The sequence below is a fragment of the Rhodomicrobium sp. genome (assembly GCF_047605405.1).
In the GTDB taxonomy this organism is placed as follows: domain Bacteria; phylum Pseudomonadota; class Alphaproteobacteria; order Rhizobiales; family Rhodomicrobiaceae; genus Rhodomicrobium; species Rhodomicrobium lacus.
On the sequence record NZ_JASGFR010000019.1, the window covers coordinates 1 to 19835 of the forward strand.

At 61.9% G+C, this 19835-nt stretch carries 21 protein-coding genes; 6 read left to right on the forward strand and 15 right to left on the reverse strand.

Going from position 1 to position 19835, the window contains the following annotated elements:
* The first annotated feature begins 171 nt into the window (after positions 1-171).
* Positions 172-825, forward strand: a complete 654-nt coding sequence (locus QM659_RS09250; RefSeq protein WP_415188199.1) for a rhomboid family intramembrane serine protease — start codon at positions 172-174, stop codon at positions 823-825.
* A gap of 35 nt (positions 826-860) precedes the next feature.
* On the opposite strand, the gene QM659_RS09255 is transcribed toward QM659_RS09250, so the two are convergent.
* The 11 genes from QM659_RS09255 to nifH all read right to left on the reverse strand — a co-directional run bounded on the left by QM659_RS09255 (position 861) and on the right by nifH (position 11938).
* A complete protein-coding gene (locus QM659_RS09255; RefSeq protein WP_415188200.1) occupies positions 861-1904 on the reverse strand; it encodes a 2-hydroxyacid dehydrogenase in 1044 nt (347 codons plus the stop codon).
* Between the two features lie 116 nt (positions 1905-2020).
* Positions 2021-2689 (reverse strand): nitrogen fixation protein NifQ, encoded by a 669-nt coding sequence (locus QM659_RS09260; protein ID WP_415188201.1) that lies wholly within the window; start codon positions 2687-2689, stop codon positions 2021-2023.
* Between the two features lie 158 nt (positions 2690-2847).
* On the reverse strand, positions 2848-3153 hold the full coding sequence (gene fdxB, locus QM659_RS09265) for a ferredoxin III, nif-specific (protein WP_127077096.1): 306 nt from the start codon (positions 3151-3153) through the stop codon (positions 2848-2850).
* A 352-nt stretch (positions 3154-3505) separates the two neighbouring features.
* Positions 3506-3706 (reverse strand): CCE_0567 family metalloprotein, encoded by a 201-nt coding sequence (locus QM659_RS09270; RefSeq protein WP_127077095.1) that lies wholly within the window; start codon positions 3704-3706, stop codon positions 3506-3508.
* A gap of 11 nt (positions 3707-3717) precedes the next feature.
* The gene (locus tag QM659_RS09275; RefSeq protein ID WP_127077094.1) at positions 3718-4182 is read right to left on the reverse strand and encodes a NifX-associated nitrogen fixation protein; all 465 of its coding nucleotides are present in this window, start codon (positions 4180-4182) and stop codon (positions 3718-3720) included.
* Positions 4175-4588, reverse strand: coding sequence for a nitrogen fixation protein NifX (nifX, locus tag QM659_RS09280; RefSeq protein WP_127077237.1), 414 nt, complete (start codon positions 4586-4588; stop codon positions 4175-4177). Before nifX ends, QM659_RS09275 begins: the two co-directional genes overlap by 8 nt.
* A gap of 46 nt (positions 4589-4634) precedes the next feature.
* A complete protein-coding gene (nifN, locus tag QM659_RS09285) occupies positions 4635-6017 on the reverse strand; it encodes a nitrogenase iron-molybdenum cofactor biosynthesis protein NifN (protein ID WP_415188202.1) in 1383 nt (460 codons plus the stop codon).
* 7 nt (positions 6018-6024) lie between these two features.
* Positions 6025-7701: a nitrogenase iron-molybdenum cofactor biosynthesis protein NifE gene (gene nifE, locus QM659_RS09290; protein ID WP_415188203.1), complete on the reverse strand. Its 1677-nt coding sequence runs from the start codon at positions 7699-7701 to the stop codon at positions 6025-6027.
* A 132-nt stretch (positions 7702-7833) separates the two neighbouring features.
* The gene (gene nifK / locus QM659_RS09295) at positions 7834-9393 is read right to left on the reverse strand and encodes a nitrogenase molybdenum-iron protein subunit beta (protein ID WP_415188204.1); all 1560 of its coding nucleotides are present in this window, start codon (positions 9391-9393) and stop codon (positions 7834-7836) included.
* A gap of 111 nt (positions 9394-9504) precedes the next feature.
* On the reverse strand, positions 9505-10962 hold the full coding sequence (nifD, locus tag QM659_RS09300; RefSeq protein WP_303484076.1) for a nitrogenase molybdenum-iron protein alpha chain: 1458 nt from the start codon (positions 10960-10962) through the stop codon (positions 9505-9507).
* A gap of 97 nt (positions 10963-11059) precedes the next feature.
* Positions 11060-11938, reverse strand: a complete 879-nt coding sequence (gene nifH / locus QM659_RS09305) for a nitrogenase iron protein (RefSeq protein ID WP_127077089.1) — start codon at positions 11936-11938, stop codon at positions 11060-11062.
* Between the two features lie 328 nt (positions 11939-12266).
* On the opposite strand from nifH, the gene QM659_RS09310 reads away from it, so the two are divergent.
* The 5 genes from QM659_RS09310 (at position 12267) to QM659_RS09330 (ending at position 15288) form a co-directional block, all read left to right on the forward strand.
* Positions 12267-12770, forward strand: coding sequence for a response regulator (locus QM659_RS09310; protein WP_303484079.1), 504 nt, complete (start codon positions 12267-12269; stop codon positions 12768-12770).
* Positions 12771-12917: 147 nt separating this feature from the next.
* On the forward strand, positions 12918-13289 hold the full coding sequence (locus QM659_RS09315) for a group II truncated hemoglobin (RefSeq protein WP_303484081.1): 372 nt from the start codon (positions 12918-12920) through the stop codon (positions 13287-13289).
* A gap of 3 nt (positions 13290-13292) precedes the next feature.
* The gene (locus QM659_RS09320) at positions 13293-13883 is read left to right on the forward strand and encodes a hypothetical protein (protein ID WP_415188205.1); all 591 of its coding nucleotides are present in this window, start codon (positions 13293-13295) and stop codon (positions 13881-13883) included.
* A gap of 75 nt (positions 13884-13958) precedes the next feature.
* Complete coding sequence (locus QM659_RS09325; RefSeq protein ID WP_415188206.1) at positions 13959-14843, forward strand: xanthine dehydrogenase; 885 nt, start codon at positions 13959-13961, stop codon at positions 14841-14843.
* Positions 14844-14847: 4 nt separating this feature from the next.
* Entirely contained in the window at positions 14848-15288 is a 441-nt protein-coding gene (locus tag QM659_RS09330) for an ArsC/Spx/MgsR family protein (RefSeq protein WP_303484087.1), read from the forward strand.
* 21 nt (positions 15289-15309) lie between these two features.
* Here QM659_RS09330 and QM659_RS09335 read toward each other — a convergent pair whose 3' ends face one another.
* The 4 genes from QM659_RS09335 to QM659_RS09350 all read right to left on the reverse strand — a co-directional run bounded on the left by QM659_RS09335 (position 15310) and on the right by QM659_RS09350 (position 19806).
* A complete protein-coding gene (locus QM659_RS09335) occupies positions 15310-15948 on the reverse strand; it encodes a hypothetical protein (RefSeq protein WP_415188207.1) in 639 nt (212 codons plus the stop codon).
* A gap of 210 nt (positions 15949-16158) precedes the next feature.
* A complete protein-coding gene (gene typA / locus QM659_RS09340; protein ID WP_127077082.1) occupies positions 16159-17988 on the reverse strand; it encodes a translational GTPase TypA in 1830 nt (609 codons plus the stop codon).
* Positions 17989-18064: 76 nt separating this feature from the next.
* Positions 18065-18832, reverse strand: a complete 768-nt coding sequence (locus QM659_RS09345) for a TVP38/TMEM64 family protein (RefSeq protein ID WP_415188208.1) — start codon at positions 18830-18832, stop codon at positions 18065-18067.
* A complete protein-coding gene (locus QM659_RS09350; protein ID WP_415188209.1) occupies positions 18829-19806 on the reverse strand; it encodes a radical SAM protein in 978 nt (325 codons plus the stop codon). Before QM659_RS09350 ends, QM659_RS09345 begins: the two co-directional genes overlap by 4 nt.
* Positions 19807-19835: the final 29 nt, after the last annotated feature.

The following is a 19835-nucleotide window of genomic DNA, read 5'->3' on the forward strand; positions in this document are numbered from 1 at the left end:
GGCGGCAAATAGTGTCTCCCGACGCCGTCATGAGGATGGCAAAACGGAGAAGCGTTGTGGCGCCGGTCATCCGAAACGCCTGCAACTGACACCCTTCGGCAAATTCTCGCGTGCCGGCAATTCGTGTATGATCGGCGCAGCGGCCAAAGTGCGTTTCAGATGTGAACACTCATGGTTTTTCCAATCGGGGACGACGAAACCGGCGACGCCTCGACGCCATTCGTGACCTATGCGCTGATCCTGATCAACATCGCCGTTTTCGGCCTCGAACTGAGCCGTGGCGAGCCTTTCATCACGCAATGGGCGTTCATCCCGAAGGAATTCTTCGCCGCGCCGCTTTCCGAGGGCGTTACCGTTCTCACCTCCATGTTCATGCATGGCGGCTGGATGCACCTGATCGGCAACATGGTCTATCTCTGGACCTTCGGCGACAATGTCGAAGACAATTTCGGCCATGTGCCGTTTCTCATCTTCTACGTGCTGTCGGGCGTCGCGGCGATGGCGGCGCAGGCGTTTCTGATCCCGGGCTCCAGCGTGCCGAACCTCGGCGCGTCGGGCGCCATCGCCGGCGTGCTCGGAGCCTATGTGATGATGTTTCCGGGCGGGCGCGTGCGACTCCTGACGCAGCCGGGCGTCATCCTGGTGCCTTCGATCATCGCCATCGGCTTCTGGATCGGGCTGCAACTGCTCAGCTTCGCGGGCGAACTCGGCAAATCGGGCGAGCAAGGCGGCGTCGCCTACATGGCGCATATCGGCGGGTTCTTCGTCGGCATGGCGCTGACATTGTTCTTCCGCAATCGCTCGCAGCCGCGCATCGGGGGTTAGGGCGCGTCACGCGCGCGCCCTTGCCCGCCAACTTTCTATTCGCGCGGGCTCTGATGCAGGGGGCCGCCGGGGCCTTTCGTGCCCGCGCTCAACACGTTCTTCGGGTTCGGTGTGCCGCGCTCGTAATCGGCCACATTGCCGAGGGTGGTGTGGGCGATTTCAGACAGAGCCTCGCGCGTGAGGAACGCCTGATGGCCTGTAACGATCACGTTGCGGAAGGTGGTCAGCCGCTCGAACACGTCGTCCTGAATGATGCTCCCGGAGTGGTCCGAGAAGAACAGCCCCTCCTCGCGTTCATAGACGTCCATGCCGACATAGGCGAGACCGTCTTTGCGCTTCAGCGCCTCGATCACCGCTTCCGCGTTCACCAGGCCACCGCGCGCGGTGTTGATCAGCATGGAGCCCGGCTTCATGAGCTTTAGCGTCTCCTCATTGATGAGGTGCTTCGTTTCAGGCGTCAGCGGGCAGTGCAACGAGACGATGTCGGATTCCGAAAGCAATGTCGGGAGGTCGACATATTTCATGCCGAGAGCGATGCAAGCCGGGTTCTGATAGATGTCGTAGCCGAGGATCTTGCAGCCGAAACCGTGCATGATGCGCGCGAGCGACTCGCCGATCTTGCCGGTGCCCACGATGCCGACAGTGCGGCCTTCCATATTGAAGCCGACGAGATGGTCGAGCGAGAAATTGCCCTCGCGCACGCGGTTGTAGGCATGGTTGATGCGGCGGTTGAGGGCGAGCATCAGCGCCACGGCATGCTCGGCGATGGCGGTCGGCGCATAGGCCGGAACGCGCATGACGCAGAGCCCAAGCCTTTCCACCGCTTCGAGATCGACGTTGTTGAAGCCCGCCGAGCGCAACGCGATAAGCTTTGTGCCGCCGTCCGCAAGGATTTGCAGCGTTTCGGCGTCAAGCCTGTCGGTGACGAAGGGGCAAACGGCGGGGAAACCGGCGGCGAGCTGCGCCGTCCGACGCGAGAGCTGCTCCTTGAAGAACACGAGTTCGTGCCCGTACTCCCGATTTGCTTCGATCAGGAAAGGGGTCTGGAAAGCATGTTCGCTGAAGAAGGCAATTCTCATTGAGTTTCCGTTCCGTTCGAGTTGTCCAGCGCAATGTGCGTCGAACACACTCTACACGAGAACCGTATCGGGAGCATGACGCACTTAGACTAAAGTCGTAAGTGCCCGTGTCCAAATCAAGCGGCGGAACGGCTGCCATGCAGATCGGCGGCGCGACGCCCGCGCGCAAGGAGCGACTCGCCCGTCTCGTCGCCGAAGCAAGTTTCGAAGTCGCCGCACTCCGCGCAGCTCGGCGCGGTGCAAAGCGAAAAGGCGGCGTCCGCGCAGATCATGCGATAGAGGAACTTCTTCCACTTCATGTCGTGGCTGTTGCGGCGGGCGAGCGGCGCGAAATGGCGTTTCATCAGTTCGGAAAGATCGCCACGATGGCGAAGGCCGAGATCCTGCCAGAGGTGGTTCGGGCGCTGCGCGCGGCGCGCCACGAGCGCGGCGAGGCGGTGCGCGAAGACGGTTTGCCTGCCAGCGCCGCTCTTCAGGAGATCGAGGAGACAGGCTTCATCGGCGCTCCGCGCGATGTCACGCCGACCAATGTCGCGGCTGAGCCAAGCGAGCGCATCCGGGAAGCATGTTTCGACAAGGTCGGTCAGTTGGTCCGCTTCGAGGCCGACGGCATCGACCAGCGGAATGTGCTCCGCTTTCGCTTCGGCAAAGGACATTGCAAGAATACAGGCAATCACATGCGCATCGAAGGCATCGGTGCCCGGAGCTTTCGCCTCCATCAGCATGGAATAAACATTCCCTGCGGAAGAAATGGTGAAACCTTCGGGAGAGTTCTGCACTGACATCGTCGATTTACCCGCGATTTCGCGAGCACTCCTCGCTTCGATCTGCGGTTTTGTCGTGAAGACGACGCGCCGCGGCCTGTTCGGATAAATGCAAGGAGCATGCCTGATCGCGAGAATGTGCCGGACGGTTGACACGCGTGCCGCCGCCCGGCCGCGGATCAAAGGGCAGGCGGGGTCGTGGAGAAGGTCTGGCAGGCGCGCGGGCAGACGCGATGGCATGCGCTGCATCCGATGCAGTTGCCGGCATCCGAGAGGACCATGATCTTGCGCTCGAATTCATCGTCGTCGTCGTCATCATCGCCGTCGAGGGAGACGAGTTCGCCTTCGTCGGTTACGCCTTTCAGGGTCATGACATCGCGGTCGCAAACCTTGAAGCAGCGGCCGCAGCCGATACAGGTTTCAGGATTGATTTCGATGAGAAAGTTCGGCTCCCACTCGCGGCCGTCGCGTGTCAAGTTTGCCATCTGCCCTTTTCCTTCAGTCTAGAGATGTCTGCGTCGCGCCTGCTCGTGCTCCGGCGCATTCGTTTGGTCCACGTTGCTGCCCGCTCTCAATCAAACCTATGCGCCTTGAGAGCACTGGCAACTTGTTGATTCCATTGCAGTTTCCAGTCTTGCATTTGATGACGGCGCCCTCAGCGGCGGCGGATCAGATGTAAAACTCACTGCACTGGAACTGGAATTAGAGGCGCTCTAAATCTTTTTTCGGACGTGACAAGTCGCAGGACCGGCTTGCTGCCCGGCCTTGCGCCATATCTGTCCGATGATTGCCTTGCGGCTTGAAGCGGGCGGTACGCGCCCGCTTCCTCATTGTCGCTTACGCCGCTTCGAGCTGCTTCAGCTCCGCGCGCTTCTTCTCAAGGAGCGCATAGGCGTCATACGCCTTTTGCGCCACGTCCAAGATGTTTTCCCAGTTGGTCGGCAGATCTTCCGAAAGGTCGTGCAGGTCCATCTTCGCCTGCGTAGCTTTCGGCGACAGCTTCTTGATCTCCGCTTTCAACTCCTCGATAGAGCTCATGCCGTGTCTCCTCAATACTTCGCCACTTCGGGGAACTTTTCGATCATCTCGATGGCGGACGCGACGAGCTTCTCGCCATCCGATACGAGCTTCTCGTAGCTGTCGAAGCCGAAGCGGTGCACATCGCGCAGGTGCTTGTTCACGACCACAAGGCGGCCCGCTGTCAGCACCATGCGGCCGAAGCCCTCGTGATGCATCTTCATGATCGGCGAGACCATGATGCCGGTTGCACGTTCGATCGAGAGACCCACGGCGTTATAGAAAATTTCGAGCCGCCAGATCGTCTCCGGGTCGGGATCGCCCATGATAGGGATCTGCTTGCGTTTTTCCTTGTCTAGGATGTACGGCTCAAGCAGTTCGAGGTCGGTCTTCTTGTCCCATGCGCCGTAAGAGTCTTGGGCGCGCCATTGTTTCACCAGCTCGGTGAAAAACACCGACTTCGTGAGATCCTTTTCGACCGTCTCTGCGTCAGCCATGAACCGCTTCCTCCTCGTCTTCGAAATCGAGCTTGCGTTCCTTGCCCTTGAGCAGCGCCTTGCGGAGCCACGGGGGCGGGTTGCCCTTCAGAACGGTCTGAAGCTTGGCGATGAGATCTTCGATGGGTTCCGGCTGGGGGAGCTTGATCGGGTGCAGGCCCGCCTGTACCGCGCGTGCCGCACCGGAGCCGCCAATCGATGTGACGTAGAGGATCGCGCAGTCCTTGATCGCCTCGATCTTCGGCGCGAGCTTGTCGTCATTGCCGTCCTGCCCGGTCGGCTCGAACACGAACACTTCGACGAGATTCGAATCCTCGGCGGAAATCTCGTAGACCGCTATGTTCGGCGACCACCCGAAATGCGAATCCACGCGCTTCAGGTCTTGGGTTGCAAAAGCGACTTTCATAGCGCCCGGCCTTTCCTTGATCGTCTTTTCTTCGCTCGCATCGGGATTAATGAGCCGCAGTCTGCGTATCATCATGGCTACCCTCGCGGTGCGATGCCAAATTATCAGCCCAGGTGTCGGGCGTCGCTTCGTGAAGTTCGCTCATGAAGACGTTCCCGATATCGAAGATCAGCGAACGCGTGCCGCGATAGCCGACCGAGACGCGATGCGCTGCGCCGAGCCGGTCGAATGTCGGCAGGCCGTAGCGGAACAGCGGGATACGCAAGCGCTCGGAAGCTTGCCGCCCGTGGCTGTGGGTTACGAGAAGGTCCATGCCCTTCGCGCGGTGTTCGAAATCCTCAAGGTCGCCGACGAGCACTTCCTCAACCGGCACCTTGTGAAGGATCGGCGACTGTGTCGAGGTAACCGCCGCGCCGACGGTTGCGCCCATCTCGGTCAGGAAGCTCGTGATGCCGTAAAGCAGGTCCGGCTCCGCGCCGACCGCGATGGTCTTGCCGCCGAAGGAAAAATGTCCGTCGAGCATGGCGTCGAGAAGCTGGGAGCGCTGCCGCTTGATCTTGTTCGGGGCGGGGCGGCCGCTGATCTTCATCAAAAGCGCCATGAGCGCGTCGTTCGGCGCCAGCCCGGTGAGGCGGTCGAAGACGCGGAACGGCACGCCCGTCTTCGCTTCGAGCGCGACGGCGGCCTCGCGCATCTGCTCGCCGATGGCGATGGTGAACGCGGCGCGGCCCATGCCCGCGATGTCGTTCACGCTCGCGCCGCCGATTGTGGTCGGCGTGAAGTCTTCCGGCATATGGCCGTCGAGCGAGCCGGACAGGTCGGGCAGGAAGGTGGGTTCGAGGCCGAACGCCTCGCAGATATCGCGCAACTCATCGAGGTCGCCCGGCGTCAGATGCGAACCGGGCAGGATGTTCACGCGGTTCGGCTCGCGCGCGGCGCCTGGTGGCGGCGTGTCGACGAGCTGCTCCACCATGCGCGTGACGGCCTTGCGCCAGCCGTCCTCAAGCGCGCCTTCGAAGTCGGGCGTCGAAACGTAGACAAGCTTGACATGGTCGAGTTCGGGGTGGTTCTGCCGCACGAGCTTCAGGAAGCCGTCGACATCGTCGCCCTTGACCTCGGTGACGCCCGTCGAGCAGATGCCGATGACCTCCGGTTTGGTGCGATTGGCGATCGTCAGGATCGCCTGTTCCACATTCTCGAAGCCGCCGAGCACGGTCGAAACCTCGCTCATGGCGGTCGTCTGCATCGGAATCGCCTCCCGGAAATGGCGGACGAACAGCACCAGACCGAAGGAGGTGCAGCCCTGGCTGCCGTGCAGCAGCGGCATGCACTTGTTTAGGCCGAGAAAGGCGAGCGCGCCGCCGATGGGCTGGCTCATCTTTAGCGGGTTGACCGAACACGCTTTCTTCGAGAGTTCGATGCGCGCCATGATGTCCTCACGCAGCCTTGTTGGAGTTTGCGGGGACGACATCGGTGCCGTTGATGCGTTCGAGAAGCGCGTCGAGATGCGGCGCGCAGGATTTGCATCCGGTGCCGATTTTCACATAGCCGGCCACATCCTCGGCGCGAGTCAGCTTGTTTGCGCGGATGATGTCCTCGACGAAGCCTGTTTCGACGCCGCTGCAGTTGCAGAGGATTTTCGCGCGGTCGGCCTTGGCCTTCGCCTCGGCGTCGGCCGCGAGGGCGGCGGCATCGGCGGCGTTCGCCTCGTCGGCGCGTTCTTCCCAGCTCACCTCGTCCCACGGCGCGGCGGTGCGGACCTGCTGCCAGACGGGATTCGACAGCGCCTTGTCGATCTGGCGGACGAGTTCCACCATGCCGACATACCCCGCATAGGCGTAGTGGCGTTCCTGATTGATGTCGAGCCACGGCATCTTCGCCTTCAGCGCGACGAACTGCGAGCGTCCGCCAGACAGCATGATGTCGGCTTTCGCACTCTTCAGCATCGCGTACATTTCGCGCGGCTTCATGTCTTCGATCATGTGCGCGTCCTGGCCCATGATCTCCTTGATCTTGTCCTTGTCCTCTTTCGTGGACTTCTTGACGCTTGTGCCGGCGATTTCCATGCCGCCTTCCTGAAGCGCGGCGACCATCGACCAGCTCTTGACACCGCCCGTGATGAGGAGAACGCGCTTGCCGAGAAGGCGCTCGCGGAAGGTCGCAATCGCGGCCCAAGCCTTCTTTTCCTCGCGCTCGATCACGGCTTCGGTGCGGGCGATGATGTCGTCCGGCGCGCCCTGCTTCACGAGAAGCGCCGCCATCTGACGGAGGGTGTCGCTCATGTCGCCGATGCCATAGAACGATCCCTCGAAGAACGGGATGCCGTAGCGCTCTTCCATCTTGCGAGCGACGTTGATCATGGCGCGGCTGCACACCATCATCGCAGCCTTGGCGCGGTGCGAGCGGGCGACCTCATGATATTTCGCGTCGCCGGAGATGCTGGCGAGGATGCGGATGCCGAGTTCGTCGAGAAGCGGCTTCACTTGCCACAGCTCGCCGACGAGATTGTATTCGCCGATAATATTGATGTCGTAGGGCGTCGTGTAATCCGGCTCCTGCGTGCCGATCACGTGGTCGAGCAAAGCCTCGCCGCCGAGCTTGTTGCCGAGGCTCTTGGAGCCGACGAAGCCGGGAGCCTGCACCGGAATGCACGGCGTGCTGAATTTCTCGCTCGCCTTCTTGCAGACTGCGTCGATGTCGTCGCCGATCATGGCGGGCACGCAGGTCTGATAGACGAAGACGGCGGGCGGAGCGTATTTGTCGACGATTTCCTTGATGGATTTCCAGAGGCGCTTTTCGCCGCCGAAAATCACATCCTGCTCGCTCATGTCGGTGGTGAAGCTCATGCGGTAGAGCTTGGAGCCGGACGAGGAGGAATGTCTGTTGTCCCAGGAATTTCCCTCGCAGGCGATAGGGCCGTGCACGAGGTGGGCGACGTCGGTAATGGGCTGAAGCGCGATCTTCGCACCGTCGAAGGCGCAACCGCCGGCGGCTCCGCCGGGCTGCAATGCCTTTGAACAACCCTTCTTGCGTTCCTTCGCGCCCTTGGCCTGATTGATCTCGCAACCCGGTTCGTTGAAAACGTCCTGGATCTTGTTCGCCACTGTGCTCATGCACAAACCTCCGCGGGCTGCGGGCCGAAGAACTGCGATTGGTCTGGCGCAACCCCGAACGGGAAAACCGCTTGCCGCCTCCCTGGGATCGCCTTGGGACGATGGCCCGCGAGAAGCGGGCCATCGCTGTCTTTAGCGGATGATGTCGTAGCTGATGTCGGTCTTGCCAGCCACGTTCGAGTGAGCGTCCATTTCGCTGAAGACCTTGTCGAGGATCCAGACGAGAACGTTCAGCGCGCCCTGATAGCCCCACACCGGATAGCGGTGCAGATGGTGGCGGTCGAAGATCGGGAAGCCGATGCGGATCAGCGGCGTGCCGGTGTCGCGCTCAAGATACTTGCCGTAGGTGTTTCCGATGAGGAAATCTACCGGGCGCGTGAAGAGCAGCGAACGCAGGTGCCAGAGATCCTTGCCCGCGTAAACTTCGCAATCCTTGCCGAAGGGCGAGGAGGCGAGGAGTTCGCGAACCTTCTTTTCCCACGTCTTGCCGCCGTTGGTCGACAGGATCGTGGTCGGCTCCGCGCCGAGTTCGAGCAGGAACGCCGCGAGGCCGAGGCAGAGGTCCGGATCGCCGTAGATCGCGAACTTCTTGCCGTGGATGTGGTTGTGGCTGTCCGCGATCGCGTCGACGAGGCGGCCGCGCTCCTTCTTCAGCGCGTCCGGGATCGGCTTGCCGGTGAGGCGCGACACTTCCTGAAGGAACTTGTCGGTGCCGGCAACGCCAAGCGGATGGTTGAGCGCAACCGTCTCCTGGCCCCACGTCTTGATGTAGTCGAGCGTCTTCTCCGTGGAGAATTCCTGCATCGAGATCGTGGCTTTGGCGTTCACAGCCTTGGCGACGTCTTCGAGCTTCGTGCCGCCGTCATACATGCGGAACTCGCCATCGGCCGGGGTATCCCAGACGTCGGAGTTGTCGCCGATGATGGTGTACTCGGCGCCGATCAGGTCGAAGATGCGCTTGATTTCGCGCAGGTTGCCGACCGTGTAGCCGTCGAAGCCGCCGAAGAAGTTGATCGAGTTGTTCGGGGTGCGCTCAAGCTTCGGCGCGAGACCGGCCTTGCCGCCCCAGAAATATTCGACCACGCCCTTCATGGTGTTGTCGTAGCCGGTGATGTGGCTGCCGACGAACGCGGGCGTATGAGCGAACGTCACATCGTAGTCCTGCGGGATCGAGCCCTTCTCGCGCGAGGTCTTGATGAAGGCGTTCAGGTCGTCGCCGATGACTTCCGCCATGCAGGTGGTGGAAACGGCGATCATCTTCGGCTTGTACATGTTGTAGGCGTTGGCGAGGCCGTCCACCATGTTGGTGAGACCGCCGAACACCGCCGCGTCTTCCGTCATCGACGAGGAAACCGCAGAAGTCGGCTCCTTGAAGTGACGCGAGAAGTGCGAGCGATAGTAAGCCACGCAGCCCTGCGAGCCATGGACGAAGGGAAGCGTGCCTTCGAAGCCGACCGCCGCGAACACCGCGCCGAGAGGCTGGCAAGCCTTCGCCGGGTTGATCGTCAGCGCTTCGCGAGCGAAGTTCTTCTCCTGGTATTCAACCGTCTTCGTCCATTCGGCAACGCGATTCACTTCCTCTTCGGGAGTGCCGTTTTCAAACTTGTCGCGCTTGTTCTTGAACATTTCCCGGTATTCCGGACCCCGGAATAGTTGGAAATGGTCAACGACGTTTTCTGCATTCTGAACCATTGTGTGATCCTTGAAACTTTCAGCTCGCGGGCAAGCCGCTTTCGTTCGCGGTCTCCGCCCTCAACGGAGGGCGGACCGCTTTCGCGTGTTTGTGTGCGGTATCGTTCCGGTTTAGAACGGCGCCTTCGTCAGGTTCCAGACCGGCGAGTTGATCGCCATGTCCATGTCGCGAGCGAAGATCGCGAAGCCGTCGTAGCCGTGATACGGGCCCGAGTAGTCCCACGAGTGCATCTGGCGGAAGGGAATGCCCATCTTCTGGAAGACGTACTTTTCCTTGATGCCCGAGCCGACGAGGTCCGGCTTGATCGCTTCGACGAACTTCTCAAGCTCGTAGGCGGTGACGTCGTCGTAAACGAGCGTGCCGTCCTTGATGTAGTGCGTCGTACGCTGGTAGTCGTCGTTGTGCGCGAACTCGTAGCCCGTGCCGACAACTTCCATGCCGAGATCTTCGTAAGCGCCGATCACGTGGCGAGGACGAAGGCCGCCGACGTACAGCATCACCTTCTTGCCTTCGAGGCGCGGGCGATACTTCGCGATGACCGCATCCATGAGCGGCTGGTACTTCGCGATGACCTTCTCGGCGTTTTCCTTGATCTTGTCGTCGAACTGAGCGGCGATCTTGCGCAGCGACTCCACGATCTTCGTCGGGCCAAAGAAGTTGTATTCGACCCACGGCACCCCGTACTTCTCTTCCATGTGGCGCGCCACATAGTTCATCGAACGGTAGCAGTGCAGCACGTTCAGCTTCGCACGGGGCGTGGCTTCCAGCTCGGCAATCGTGCCGTCGCCCGACCACTGCGCAACAACGCGAAGGCCCATTTCCTCAAGCAGAATGCGCGAGGCCCAGGCGTCGCCGCCGATGTTGTAGTCGGCGAGGATGGCGATGTCGTATTCCGTCGCTTCGAAACGCGCCGGCTTGCCTTCCGCCTTGTCGAAGACCCAGTCCCGAACCGCGTCGTTCGCGATATGGTGACCGAGCGACTGCGACACGCCGCGGAAACCTTCGCAGCGGACAGGAACGATCGGCTTGCCGCCATATTCCTTCGACTTCTTCTTCGAGACGGCTTCGATGTCGTCGCCGATCAGACCGATCGGACATTCGGACTGAACCGACAGGCCCTTATTGAGCGGGAAAAGCTCCTGAACTTCGTCCATCAGCTTGGCGAGCTTCTTGTCGCCGCCGAAGACGATGTCGTTTTCCTGGAAGTCCGAGGTGAACTGCATCGTGCCGAAGCTGTCGATGCCGGTCGTGCCGACGTAGTAGTTGCGGCGCGAACCCCAGGAATATTGACCGCAGCCCACCGGGCCGTGGCTGATGTGAACCATGTCCTTGATCGGACCCCAGACCACGCCCTTCGAGCCTGCGTAAGCGCAGCCGCGGATCGTCATGACGCCGGGGATCGACTTGATGTTGGACTTCACGCCGCAGTCGGGCTTGCCGTCCTGGTAAACACCAAGATGCTTTGCACGACGCTTTGCCGTCTTGTCCGGGTAAACCTTCAGCACTTCTTCAACAAGTGCCTTGTTTCTTGCCTTCAGATCTTCTGTTTCTGCGAGTCCCAGGCTCATGCCGCTAGCCTTTCAAACTGGGTTTTGCGTTACCGCCGTCAGCCCTCTGGCAAGGGCTGACGGGGACGCTTAGCGAATGGGCCTTGCGGCCCGAGAGTTACGCCGCGAGTTCCGCAGCCGTCTTGCCGACGATCGACTCGTCGACCTGTTCCAGGATGCCGTGTTCCATGAGCAGGTCTTCAAGCTCGTCCATGGTGATCGGGGTCGGGATGGCCCCGTTACCCGCGTTCGCATGGACCTTGGTGGCGAGGGTGCGGTAGTGACCGGCCTGCGTGGAGTCCGGCGCATACTCGATCACGGTCATGCGGCGCAGTTCGGCGTGCTGCACGATGTTGTCGCGCGGCACGAAGTGGATGAGCTTGGTGCCGAGCTTCTCTGCGAGGGACGAAGCAAGCTCGAACTCCTTGTCGGTCTTGCGCTCGTTGCAGACGAGGCCGCCCAACCGCACGCCGCCGGCGTTGGCGTACTTCAGAATGCCCTTCGAGATGTTGTTGGCCGCGTACATGGCCATCATCTCGCCCGACATGACGATGTAGATTTCCTGCGCCTTGTTTTCGCGAATGGGCATCGCGAAGCCGCCGCACACCACGTCGCCGAGCACGTCGTAGGAGACGTAGTCCACGTCGTCGTAAGCGCCGTTCTCTTCGAGGAAGTTGATGGCGGTGATAACGCCACGACCGGCGCAGCCAACTCCCGGCTCCGGGCCGCCCGACTCGGTGCACTTGATGTTGCGATAGCCGATCTTCATCACGTCTTCGAGTTCGAGATCCTCGACAGAGCCGTGCTCAGCCGCAAGGCTCAGGATGGTGTCCTGCGCCTTTGCGTGGAGGATAAGGCGGGTCGAGTCAGCTTTCGGATCGCAACCGACGATGAGGATCTTGTTCCCCATCTCGGCGAGCGCCGCGAGCGTGTTTTGGGAGGTAGTCGATTTACCGATACCGCCCTTTCCGTAGAATGCGATTTGGCGCAATGCCATTGCAAGTCTCCTTCGTAGTCCGTACGTGTCGCACCCGGCCCGACGGCCGGAAGCGTATTCTTTCGCCAGTGATCGAAACGCCCAACGAGCGCCGTCGCCAACAGCTCAGGTGCGGGGCTTTTGCTCCTCGAAAGGGCGGAGCATCTGGCAGTTCCTCGCCCGCAGCCCATTAAGAGCAAGCGTCGTGCCAATCCCGAAAGAACCGTTCTAAAAAGGACTTAACGGTCCAATGTCGCAAAAGCGGGCTCAACGGACGTGTTTCAAAGCCGACACGCACATCCCGCGTGTATGAAAACGGACAGGGCAGGGAAACGAACGGGCGCGGAAATTGCAGGATCGCGATAGAATTGTCGCCATCGGCCAGCAGCAGGGAGAAGAGACGATGCGCATCGGCGTCGACACATCGCGAACGGATAACAAGCGCGTCTTCGTCGTATCGGGCGATGAAGTAACGAGCGCGATCCTGACGTTCATGCTGACAGACGGAAACGAAACGCACGAATTGCGTGACATCGACGCGGCCTTCGAGAAGGGGGCGGAATGGAAACCCGATCTCATCATCGTCGATGCCTCCCTGGTTAAAGGCGGGGGGCTGTCCGTTCTTCAGGATATCGCCGATCGCCTTCCCGGAGCGAAAGTCGCCGTCGTCGTTGAAGAGACGGATGCCGGAGATGCGAAAGCCTGGATCGGCGCGGGCGCGCATGCGATCATTCCCAAGCCGCTGACCATCGAGGCCGTCCGCCGTCAGGCCGACATCCTGCTTGGCCGCGTCAGCGCGAAACCGAAGGTGCAGCTCTTTCCGCGCGTTCCAAGGGCGAGCCCCGGTGTGTGAAGTCTGACACGCGCTGTCGCGCTTGCGACATCTCCCCATGTCAAGTGACATAAGTCATTGAAAAGTGACCCACGCTCCTGCCAAATTGATTTGGTATGAAGGTTGCTTATCCTTCGCCACACATAGACGGGCCTGACTATGACGTATTTGACCAAGATCGGCGGCGCTCAAACTGTCGACCGGATCATTGAAGAGTTTTTCAAGCGGATGGACGCGTTGCCACAGGCGCGCTCGGTTCGCGACCTGCATCGGGAAGACCTCGCGCAGACGAAGGGCGTGATGAAGCGCTACTTCAGCGAGTGGCTCAACCGGCCTGCGGGGATATCAACGTCGCTTGGGCAAGCCGGTCTGGCGTCACGCCATGCCACCATGCCGATCGGGCCCCACGAGCGCGACGCCTGGATGCAATGCATGCGGGAAGCCCTGCAAGCTGTGGTGACGGACGAAAAGATCCGCCTGGAACTGGAAGAACGGCTTTATCAACTCGCGGATCATCTCCGCAACGACGAGGAAAAATAAGAAATGACGGATATCTCCAAGACCGGTTTCGCGAAGCTCGAAGCCGAGGGACGCCTGCTGAATCCGGTTCTGAAGTCGCCCACCCACAAGCCGGGCCGCTTCGGTTTTCGCGGCGACATCGCTTTGAAGTTCGCGCCGAAGCTCGCCGACGAAGCGCGCCCGCCGGAGCTGAAGATCGATCAGGTGATGGCGGCTTCGCAGGAAGGCGAGACGACAATCTCGTTCTTCACCACATACCTGCACTCGTTCGAATATCTGAAGGACGTCGCTGAAGCTCTGGGCGATGCGCTGACGCCCCCGGGCAAGTACTTCCTGTACTGCAACAATATCGACCTTTCGAAGAAGTTCCGCGCCACCTACAACGGCATCACGTATTACATCCTGCCGATCGACGAGGCGGGCGTTTACGCCGAGATCCTCGACCTTCTCTATCTCGACAAGCAGACGCTGAAGAAGAAGGACACGGCCGGCAAGCTCGATGCGATTGCCGACGCTGCTGCTTCCTTCGACGAGAGCTACCCGGAGATCACCTACGAGGAAGGGCTCGGTATCATGCTGCCGGTCCGCAACAAGTACGAGCATCGTCCGGTCTAGCAAGCGGCGCAAAGGTGCGTCGGAGGGCGTGGCCGCAAAGGTCGCCCCTCCGGCTGCCTGCCTAAGGGGTCCATCATGACCATAATGCCGCGTCCCCCTCAATCGCCCCGCAGCTTCCGCTCGGCTTTCGCGGTGATTCTCGGAACGAACGAGATCGCCTCGGCCATTGCTGTCGACCTTTATCGCGCAGGCTGGAGCGCAGTTCTCTCGCACGATACGCACCCGCCCGTGATCCGGCGGCAAATGGCCTTTCATGACGCGCTGTTCGGAGATTGCGCCGAACTCGAAGGCGTCAAGGCGAAATACGCCGAAACGACGCTCGCAACCGCGATGCTGCTCGGAAGCGGCGATTGCGTCGCCGTCACCCGGCTCGGTCTGCTCGACCTCATTCCCATGGCCGCTGTGCATCTGCTTGTCGATGCGCGCATGCAGGATCGCGCGGTCGTTCCGGACATCCGTCATCTCGCGAGCATCACCGTCGGCGTCGGTCCCGGCTTCAGCGTCGGAGAGAATTGCGATATCGCTATCGAGACACAGCCAACGAAGAATGGCATCACCCTTTTCTCGGGCCGAACCGCCGCGCCCGCATCGAAGGAGCGCCGCCTTGGTGGCGTTGGACCGGAGCGCTTTGCACTCGCGAAGGCGCCGGGCCGATGGCATTGCGCCGTCGAGATCGGCACGCGCGTCTTCAAGAATTTCCCCGTCGGCGTTCTGAACGGCGAGTCGGTGACGGCACCAATCGATGGCATCGTTCGCGGCATCGTTCGCGATGGCACGGAAGTCTTTTTGGGAACGAAGCTTCTCGAAATCGATCCGCGCGGGCGCTCGGCCACGTGGGAGGGGATCGACAAGGGCGGCCGGGACATCGCCCAGGCGATCATCACGGCGCTGACCTACGGGCAGCCGCGCGCCGCGAGGATTTCCAGGGCGAAACCGCTTTCCGCGCGACAATCGGGTTGAGTGAATGGCGCATGTGATTTTCTGGGAAAAGCCCGGTTGCGCCGGGAACGCGAGGCAGAAGGCGCTGCTCAAGGCAAGCGGCCATACGCTCGATGTGAAGAGCATCCTTGCCGAGGAGTGGGACGGGAAGCGTCTCCGCAGCTTCTTCGGCACGCGCCCGGTGGCGGAGTGGTTCAACATGTCCTCGCCGCGCGTGAAATCCGGCGAGATCGTGCCTTCGACGCTCGACCCCGTCGAAGCCATAGCGCTCATGCTCACGGATCATCTTCTGATCCGGCGCCCGCTGATGGAGGTGGACGGCCGCCGCGAAGCGGGTTTCGACGCGGAGCGCGTGCGTTCGTGGATCGGGCTTGTCGAAACCGCGGCACCCGTTACCGATAAATGCGTGCAGGAAACGGCGCGCGCTGCGGGCAAGCCCGAGCCGGACTGCTCAGCGCCCGCCTGACGGTCCGCATCGGATCCGGCTCTAAGAGGCCGCCCTTCGCAAAAGCCCCCACAGGATATTCAGGAGAATCGCCGCGCCTGTGGCGTAAACGACGAACAGCAGCCCCCGCGCCAGCGGCCCGGTGGCGAGCAGCGTAGCCATATGCTGCGCGCCGGTGCCAAGGCCGTCGTAAAACACCGGCACCGCGTGGCTGAGGTAGAGGTCACCCGCCTTCGCGAAAATGCGGCTGACCGCGTCATCGCCCCAGAATGGCGAAAGGCCTTCGTTGCATATTTCGCCCGGCGCGCAATGCCTCGCCAGACCGAACGGCTTGAAGGAGCGCTTCAACTCCGCGCGGACTGCGTCGGTTACCATCACTTCGTCCGCACTCTCAGGCTTCACATCGCCCTTGTAGAGCGCCAGCAGACGCTCGGGCGTCTTGCGATAGTCGCTTGCCAGATCGTCGATGGCCTTTTCGAGCGTGCAGCCGCGATTGAGCAGAAAGACGCGATAGTTGTTTTCGGTCAGCGGTTCGCTCTTGCCGGGGCAGGCGCTTTCGTAAGCATAGAAGAATGTCGCGGCATAACCGTAGCCTGCCGCCCACGGCAGGACGAAAGTCGCGGCGAGAAGAAGCGCGGCAAGCCCGGAGAACCCGATCACGAGGCCGGAAAGAAGTCTCACTCTCACCCCCCTGAATGAAGCGCTTCCGCTCCGTGGGTGCGGCGTGGAGCGGAAGCGCGGATAGGCGCTCTCTGCGCCCGCTGTCAGAGTGGCGCGTTCCGCCGCACACGGAAAAATCACATTGTCTTGGGTCAGGCGTGCGCAGGGTTCCGCGCGCAAAAAAGCGCCGCTCGCGCGGCGCTCTGAACGGTCTGCGGTTCAAGAAAACGGTCAGCCCGCGTTTGCCGCCGAAGCCGCGCGCTCCATGCGCTTTCTCTCGTTCGGATCGAGATAGCGCTTGCGAAGCCGGATGGACTTGGGGGTTACCTCGACGAGTTCGTCGTCCTGAATATAGGCCAGCGCTTTTTCGAGCGGCATCTTCATCGGAGGCGTCAGGCGCACGGCCTCGTCCTTGCCTGCCGCGCGAATGTTGGTGAGCTGCTTGCCCTTGATCACGTTCACTTCGAGATCGTTCTCGCGGGTGTGCTCGCCGACGATCATGCCGGGGTAAACCTTCGTCTGCGGATCGATCATCATCGGGCCGCGATCTTCGAGGTTCCACAGGGCGTAGGCGACCGCCTCACCCGTGCTGTTCGAGATCAGCACGCCTGCGCGGCGGCCCTGAATTTCACCCTTGTACGGCGAATAATTGTGGAACAGCCGGTTCATGATGGCGGTGCCGCGCGTGTCGGTGAGAAGCTCGCCCTGATAGCCGATAAGGCCGCGCGTCGGCACGTAGAAGATGAGCCGCTGACGACCGCCGCCCGACGGCCGCATGTCGACGAGTTCGCCGCGCCGCTCGGAGAGCTTCGACACGACCGCGCCGGAATGCTCCTCGTCCACGTCGATGATGACTTCCTCGACCGGTTCGAGCCGCTGACCCGTCGCGGGGTCCGTTTCGAACACGACGCGCGGACGCGACACGGTGAGTTCGAAGCCCTCGCGGCGCATGGTCTCGATGAGAATGCCGAGCTGGAGTTCGCCGCGGCCGGAAACCTCGAACGCGTCCGCGTCCGGCGTCTCGCCGATGCGCAGCGCGACGTTGCCCTCGGCCTCGCGAAGCAGGCGCTCGCGGATCACGCGGCTCTGCACCTTGTCGCCCTCCTGACCGGCGAACGGCCCGTCATTGATGCGGAAGGTCATGGTCAGCGTCGGCGGGTCGATCGGCTGCGCTTCGAGCGCTTCCGTCACGGACACGTCGCAGATCGTGTCGGCAACGGTGGCCTTGGTCAGGCCCGATATGGCGATGATGTCGCCCGCCGTGCCTTCGTCGATGGGCTGGCGCTCAAGGCCGCGAAAGCCGAGCACCTTCGAGATGCGGCCCTGCTCGATCACCTTGCCGTCGCGCGACAGGGCCTTGATGGCCTGATTGGGCTTGACGACGCCGTTCGACACGCGGCCCGTGAGGATGCGGCCAAGGAACGGATCGGCTTCGATGGTGGTCGCGAGCATGCGGAACGGTCCGCCTTCGGCCTTCGGCGGAGCGAAATGCTTCAGCACGAGATCGAACAGCGGGGCCATGCTGTCCTTCGGGCCATGCGGATCGAGCGCCATCCAGCCCTGTTTCGCGGAGCCGTAGAGGATCGGAAAATCGAGCTGCTCCTCGGTCGCGTCGAGGTTCGCGAACAGGTCGAACACCTCGTTCACCACTTCGACGTGACGCTCTTCCGGCTTGTCGATCTTGTTGATCGCGACAATGGGACGAAGGCCGATCTTGAGCGCCTTCGACACCACGAATTTCGTCTGCGGCATGGGGCCTTCGGCCGCGTCCACCAGCACGATCGCGCCATCCACCATGTTCAGGATACGCTCCACCTCGCCGCCGAAGTCGGCGTGGCCGGGCGTGTCCACGATGTTGATGCGCGTGTCCTTCCAGTTGATGGACGTCACTTTCGCGAGGATCGTGATGCCCCGCTCGCGTTCGAGATCGTTCGAATCCATCGCGCGTTCGGCAACGCGCTGGTTTTCGCGGAACGAACCGGATTGCTTCAGAAGTACGTCGATAAGCGTCGTCTTGCCATGGTCGACGTGGGCAATAATGGCGATGTTGCGCAAGTCCATGCCGAGCCGCGCCTTTCTTTCCGTCGTGTTGCAATGCGAGATTTGGGGCTAGATGTGCGGCAAAGGCGCGCCCGCGTCAATGAGAATGCTCGCGAACGGGCCGTGTTTCACCCGGCTGGCCATCCGGCTTGTCTTCGGGCGCCCTCGAAAATCTGCGCCTTATCGGGATCATGGCGAGGCTGAGACCAGCAAGCCCGATGAGCGCGCCAAGGATTTCGGGCGTCATGATGGCGCTGAACGAAATCGTTTCGCCGCGATCAAGGATCGAGCCGAGCCCCGCCCCGGACATCGAATAAACCGCCGTGCCCGGCATGATTCCGAAGAATGTCGTCAGCACGAAGGTCGAGAAACGCACGCCCGCGAAAGCAGGCACGATGTTCACGAGGAAAAAGGGGAACAGCGGCACAAGGCGCAGCACGAGCAGATAGGACCAGGCGTTTGCACGGATTTCGCGCACGAGCTTTTGACCTGTCGCGCCGAAGCGGGCGAGGAGCGTGTCTCCCGCCAGCGCCCTTGCGAGGAGGAAGACGAGCGCCGCGCCCGCCGTCGCCCCGATGACGGTCAGGATCGTTCCCGCCACCGCGCCGAACAGGAAACCGCCGGTCAGCGTCAGGAGCACGGCGGATGGCAGCGACATTGCCACCACGAAAATGTAAAGCCCGACATAGGCGGCGGCGGAGAGCGCGTAATTGTTCGCGACGAAGGCCAGGATTTCCTGCCGGTGCGCCTTCAGATGGGTGAAGGTCAGAAAACTGGGCCAGCCGAGACCATGCACCGTGAGTGCAAGGCCAATCGCGACGAGAGCGAGCCAGAACAGCGGATCTCTCAGACGTGAGCGCATCATCCGGACGCCCGCGCCGAACCGCAGGAGCCGCCACCCAGCACGCAGAACGTGGCGCACCACGGATGCACGAGCGGCACCGCGCGGGACGCTTCATCGAGCGTCGCGCCAAGTTCGAAACGCTCGTCATAGGGCAGCAGCGTGCACGCCACGACGCTTGGCCGCGCCGCGCCCTTGCGCTTGACGATCATGCGCGCATTCGAGCACATCACGTCGTCCGGTGTTTTGCGGAGAATGCCCCAGCAGGCGGTGGTGATTTCGGGCGGCGAGACGTCGGGGCGCATTTCGGGCAGAAGCACAAGCACTTGGCGGTCGTCGCAGTCGAGCACGATGCCGCGATCCGCGAACAGCGTCGCGAAGCCGCGCCGAATGATGTGCTCGTCGTCGCCCTGAAGGGATCGCGCGGCAATCTCTACGCGAACGCCGGCGTTCCAGAGCCACTCGAGGCCACCAAGCGCACCGGCGAAGGCGGCGCCGCCGCGCTCGCGGTCGTGTACCCCCTCGCGAAAATCGTCGAGCGATACGCGGATGCGAAGGCGCGCGCCATGGACCGCCGCGAGCCGCGCGATATCGGCCTTCCGATGCTCCATCGGCTTCAGCGCATTGGTGAGCGTCAGTGTCTCAAAACCCCGCGCGAGCGTTTCTTCGAGGATGGCGACGAAATCGGGATTCATGAACGGTTCGCCGCCCGTGAAACCGACGAGCGAGACCGGACGAGGAAGCCGCGCCATCTCGTCGAGAAACGGCACGGCATCGGCAACGGTGAGCCAGGCGAGCCGGTCATTCTTCGGCGAGCTTTCGATGTAGCAATGCTCACAGGCGATGTTGCACAGCGTGCCGGTGTTGAACCACACCGTGTCTAGGCGCGTCAGCGGCACGGAAGCGCGCCGCTCACCCTTTGCGGTCCAGACGGGATCGGCGAACTTTTCCGCCGCGCCCGGTGGCTGGCTGGTCGATGCCGACGCGGCTTGCTGCATGTGCGCTCCATTCGCTTTCACATGCGATA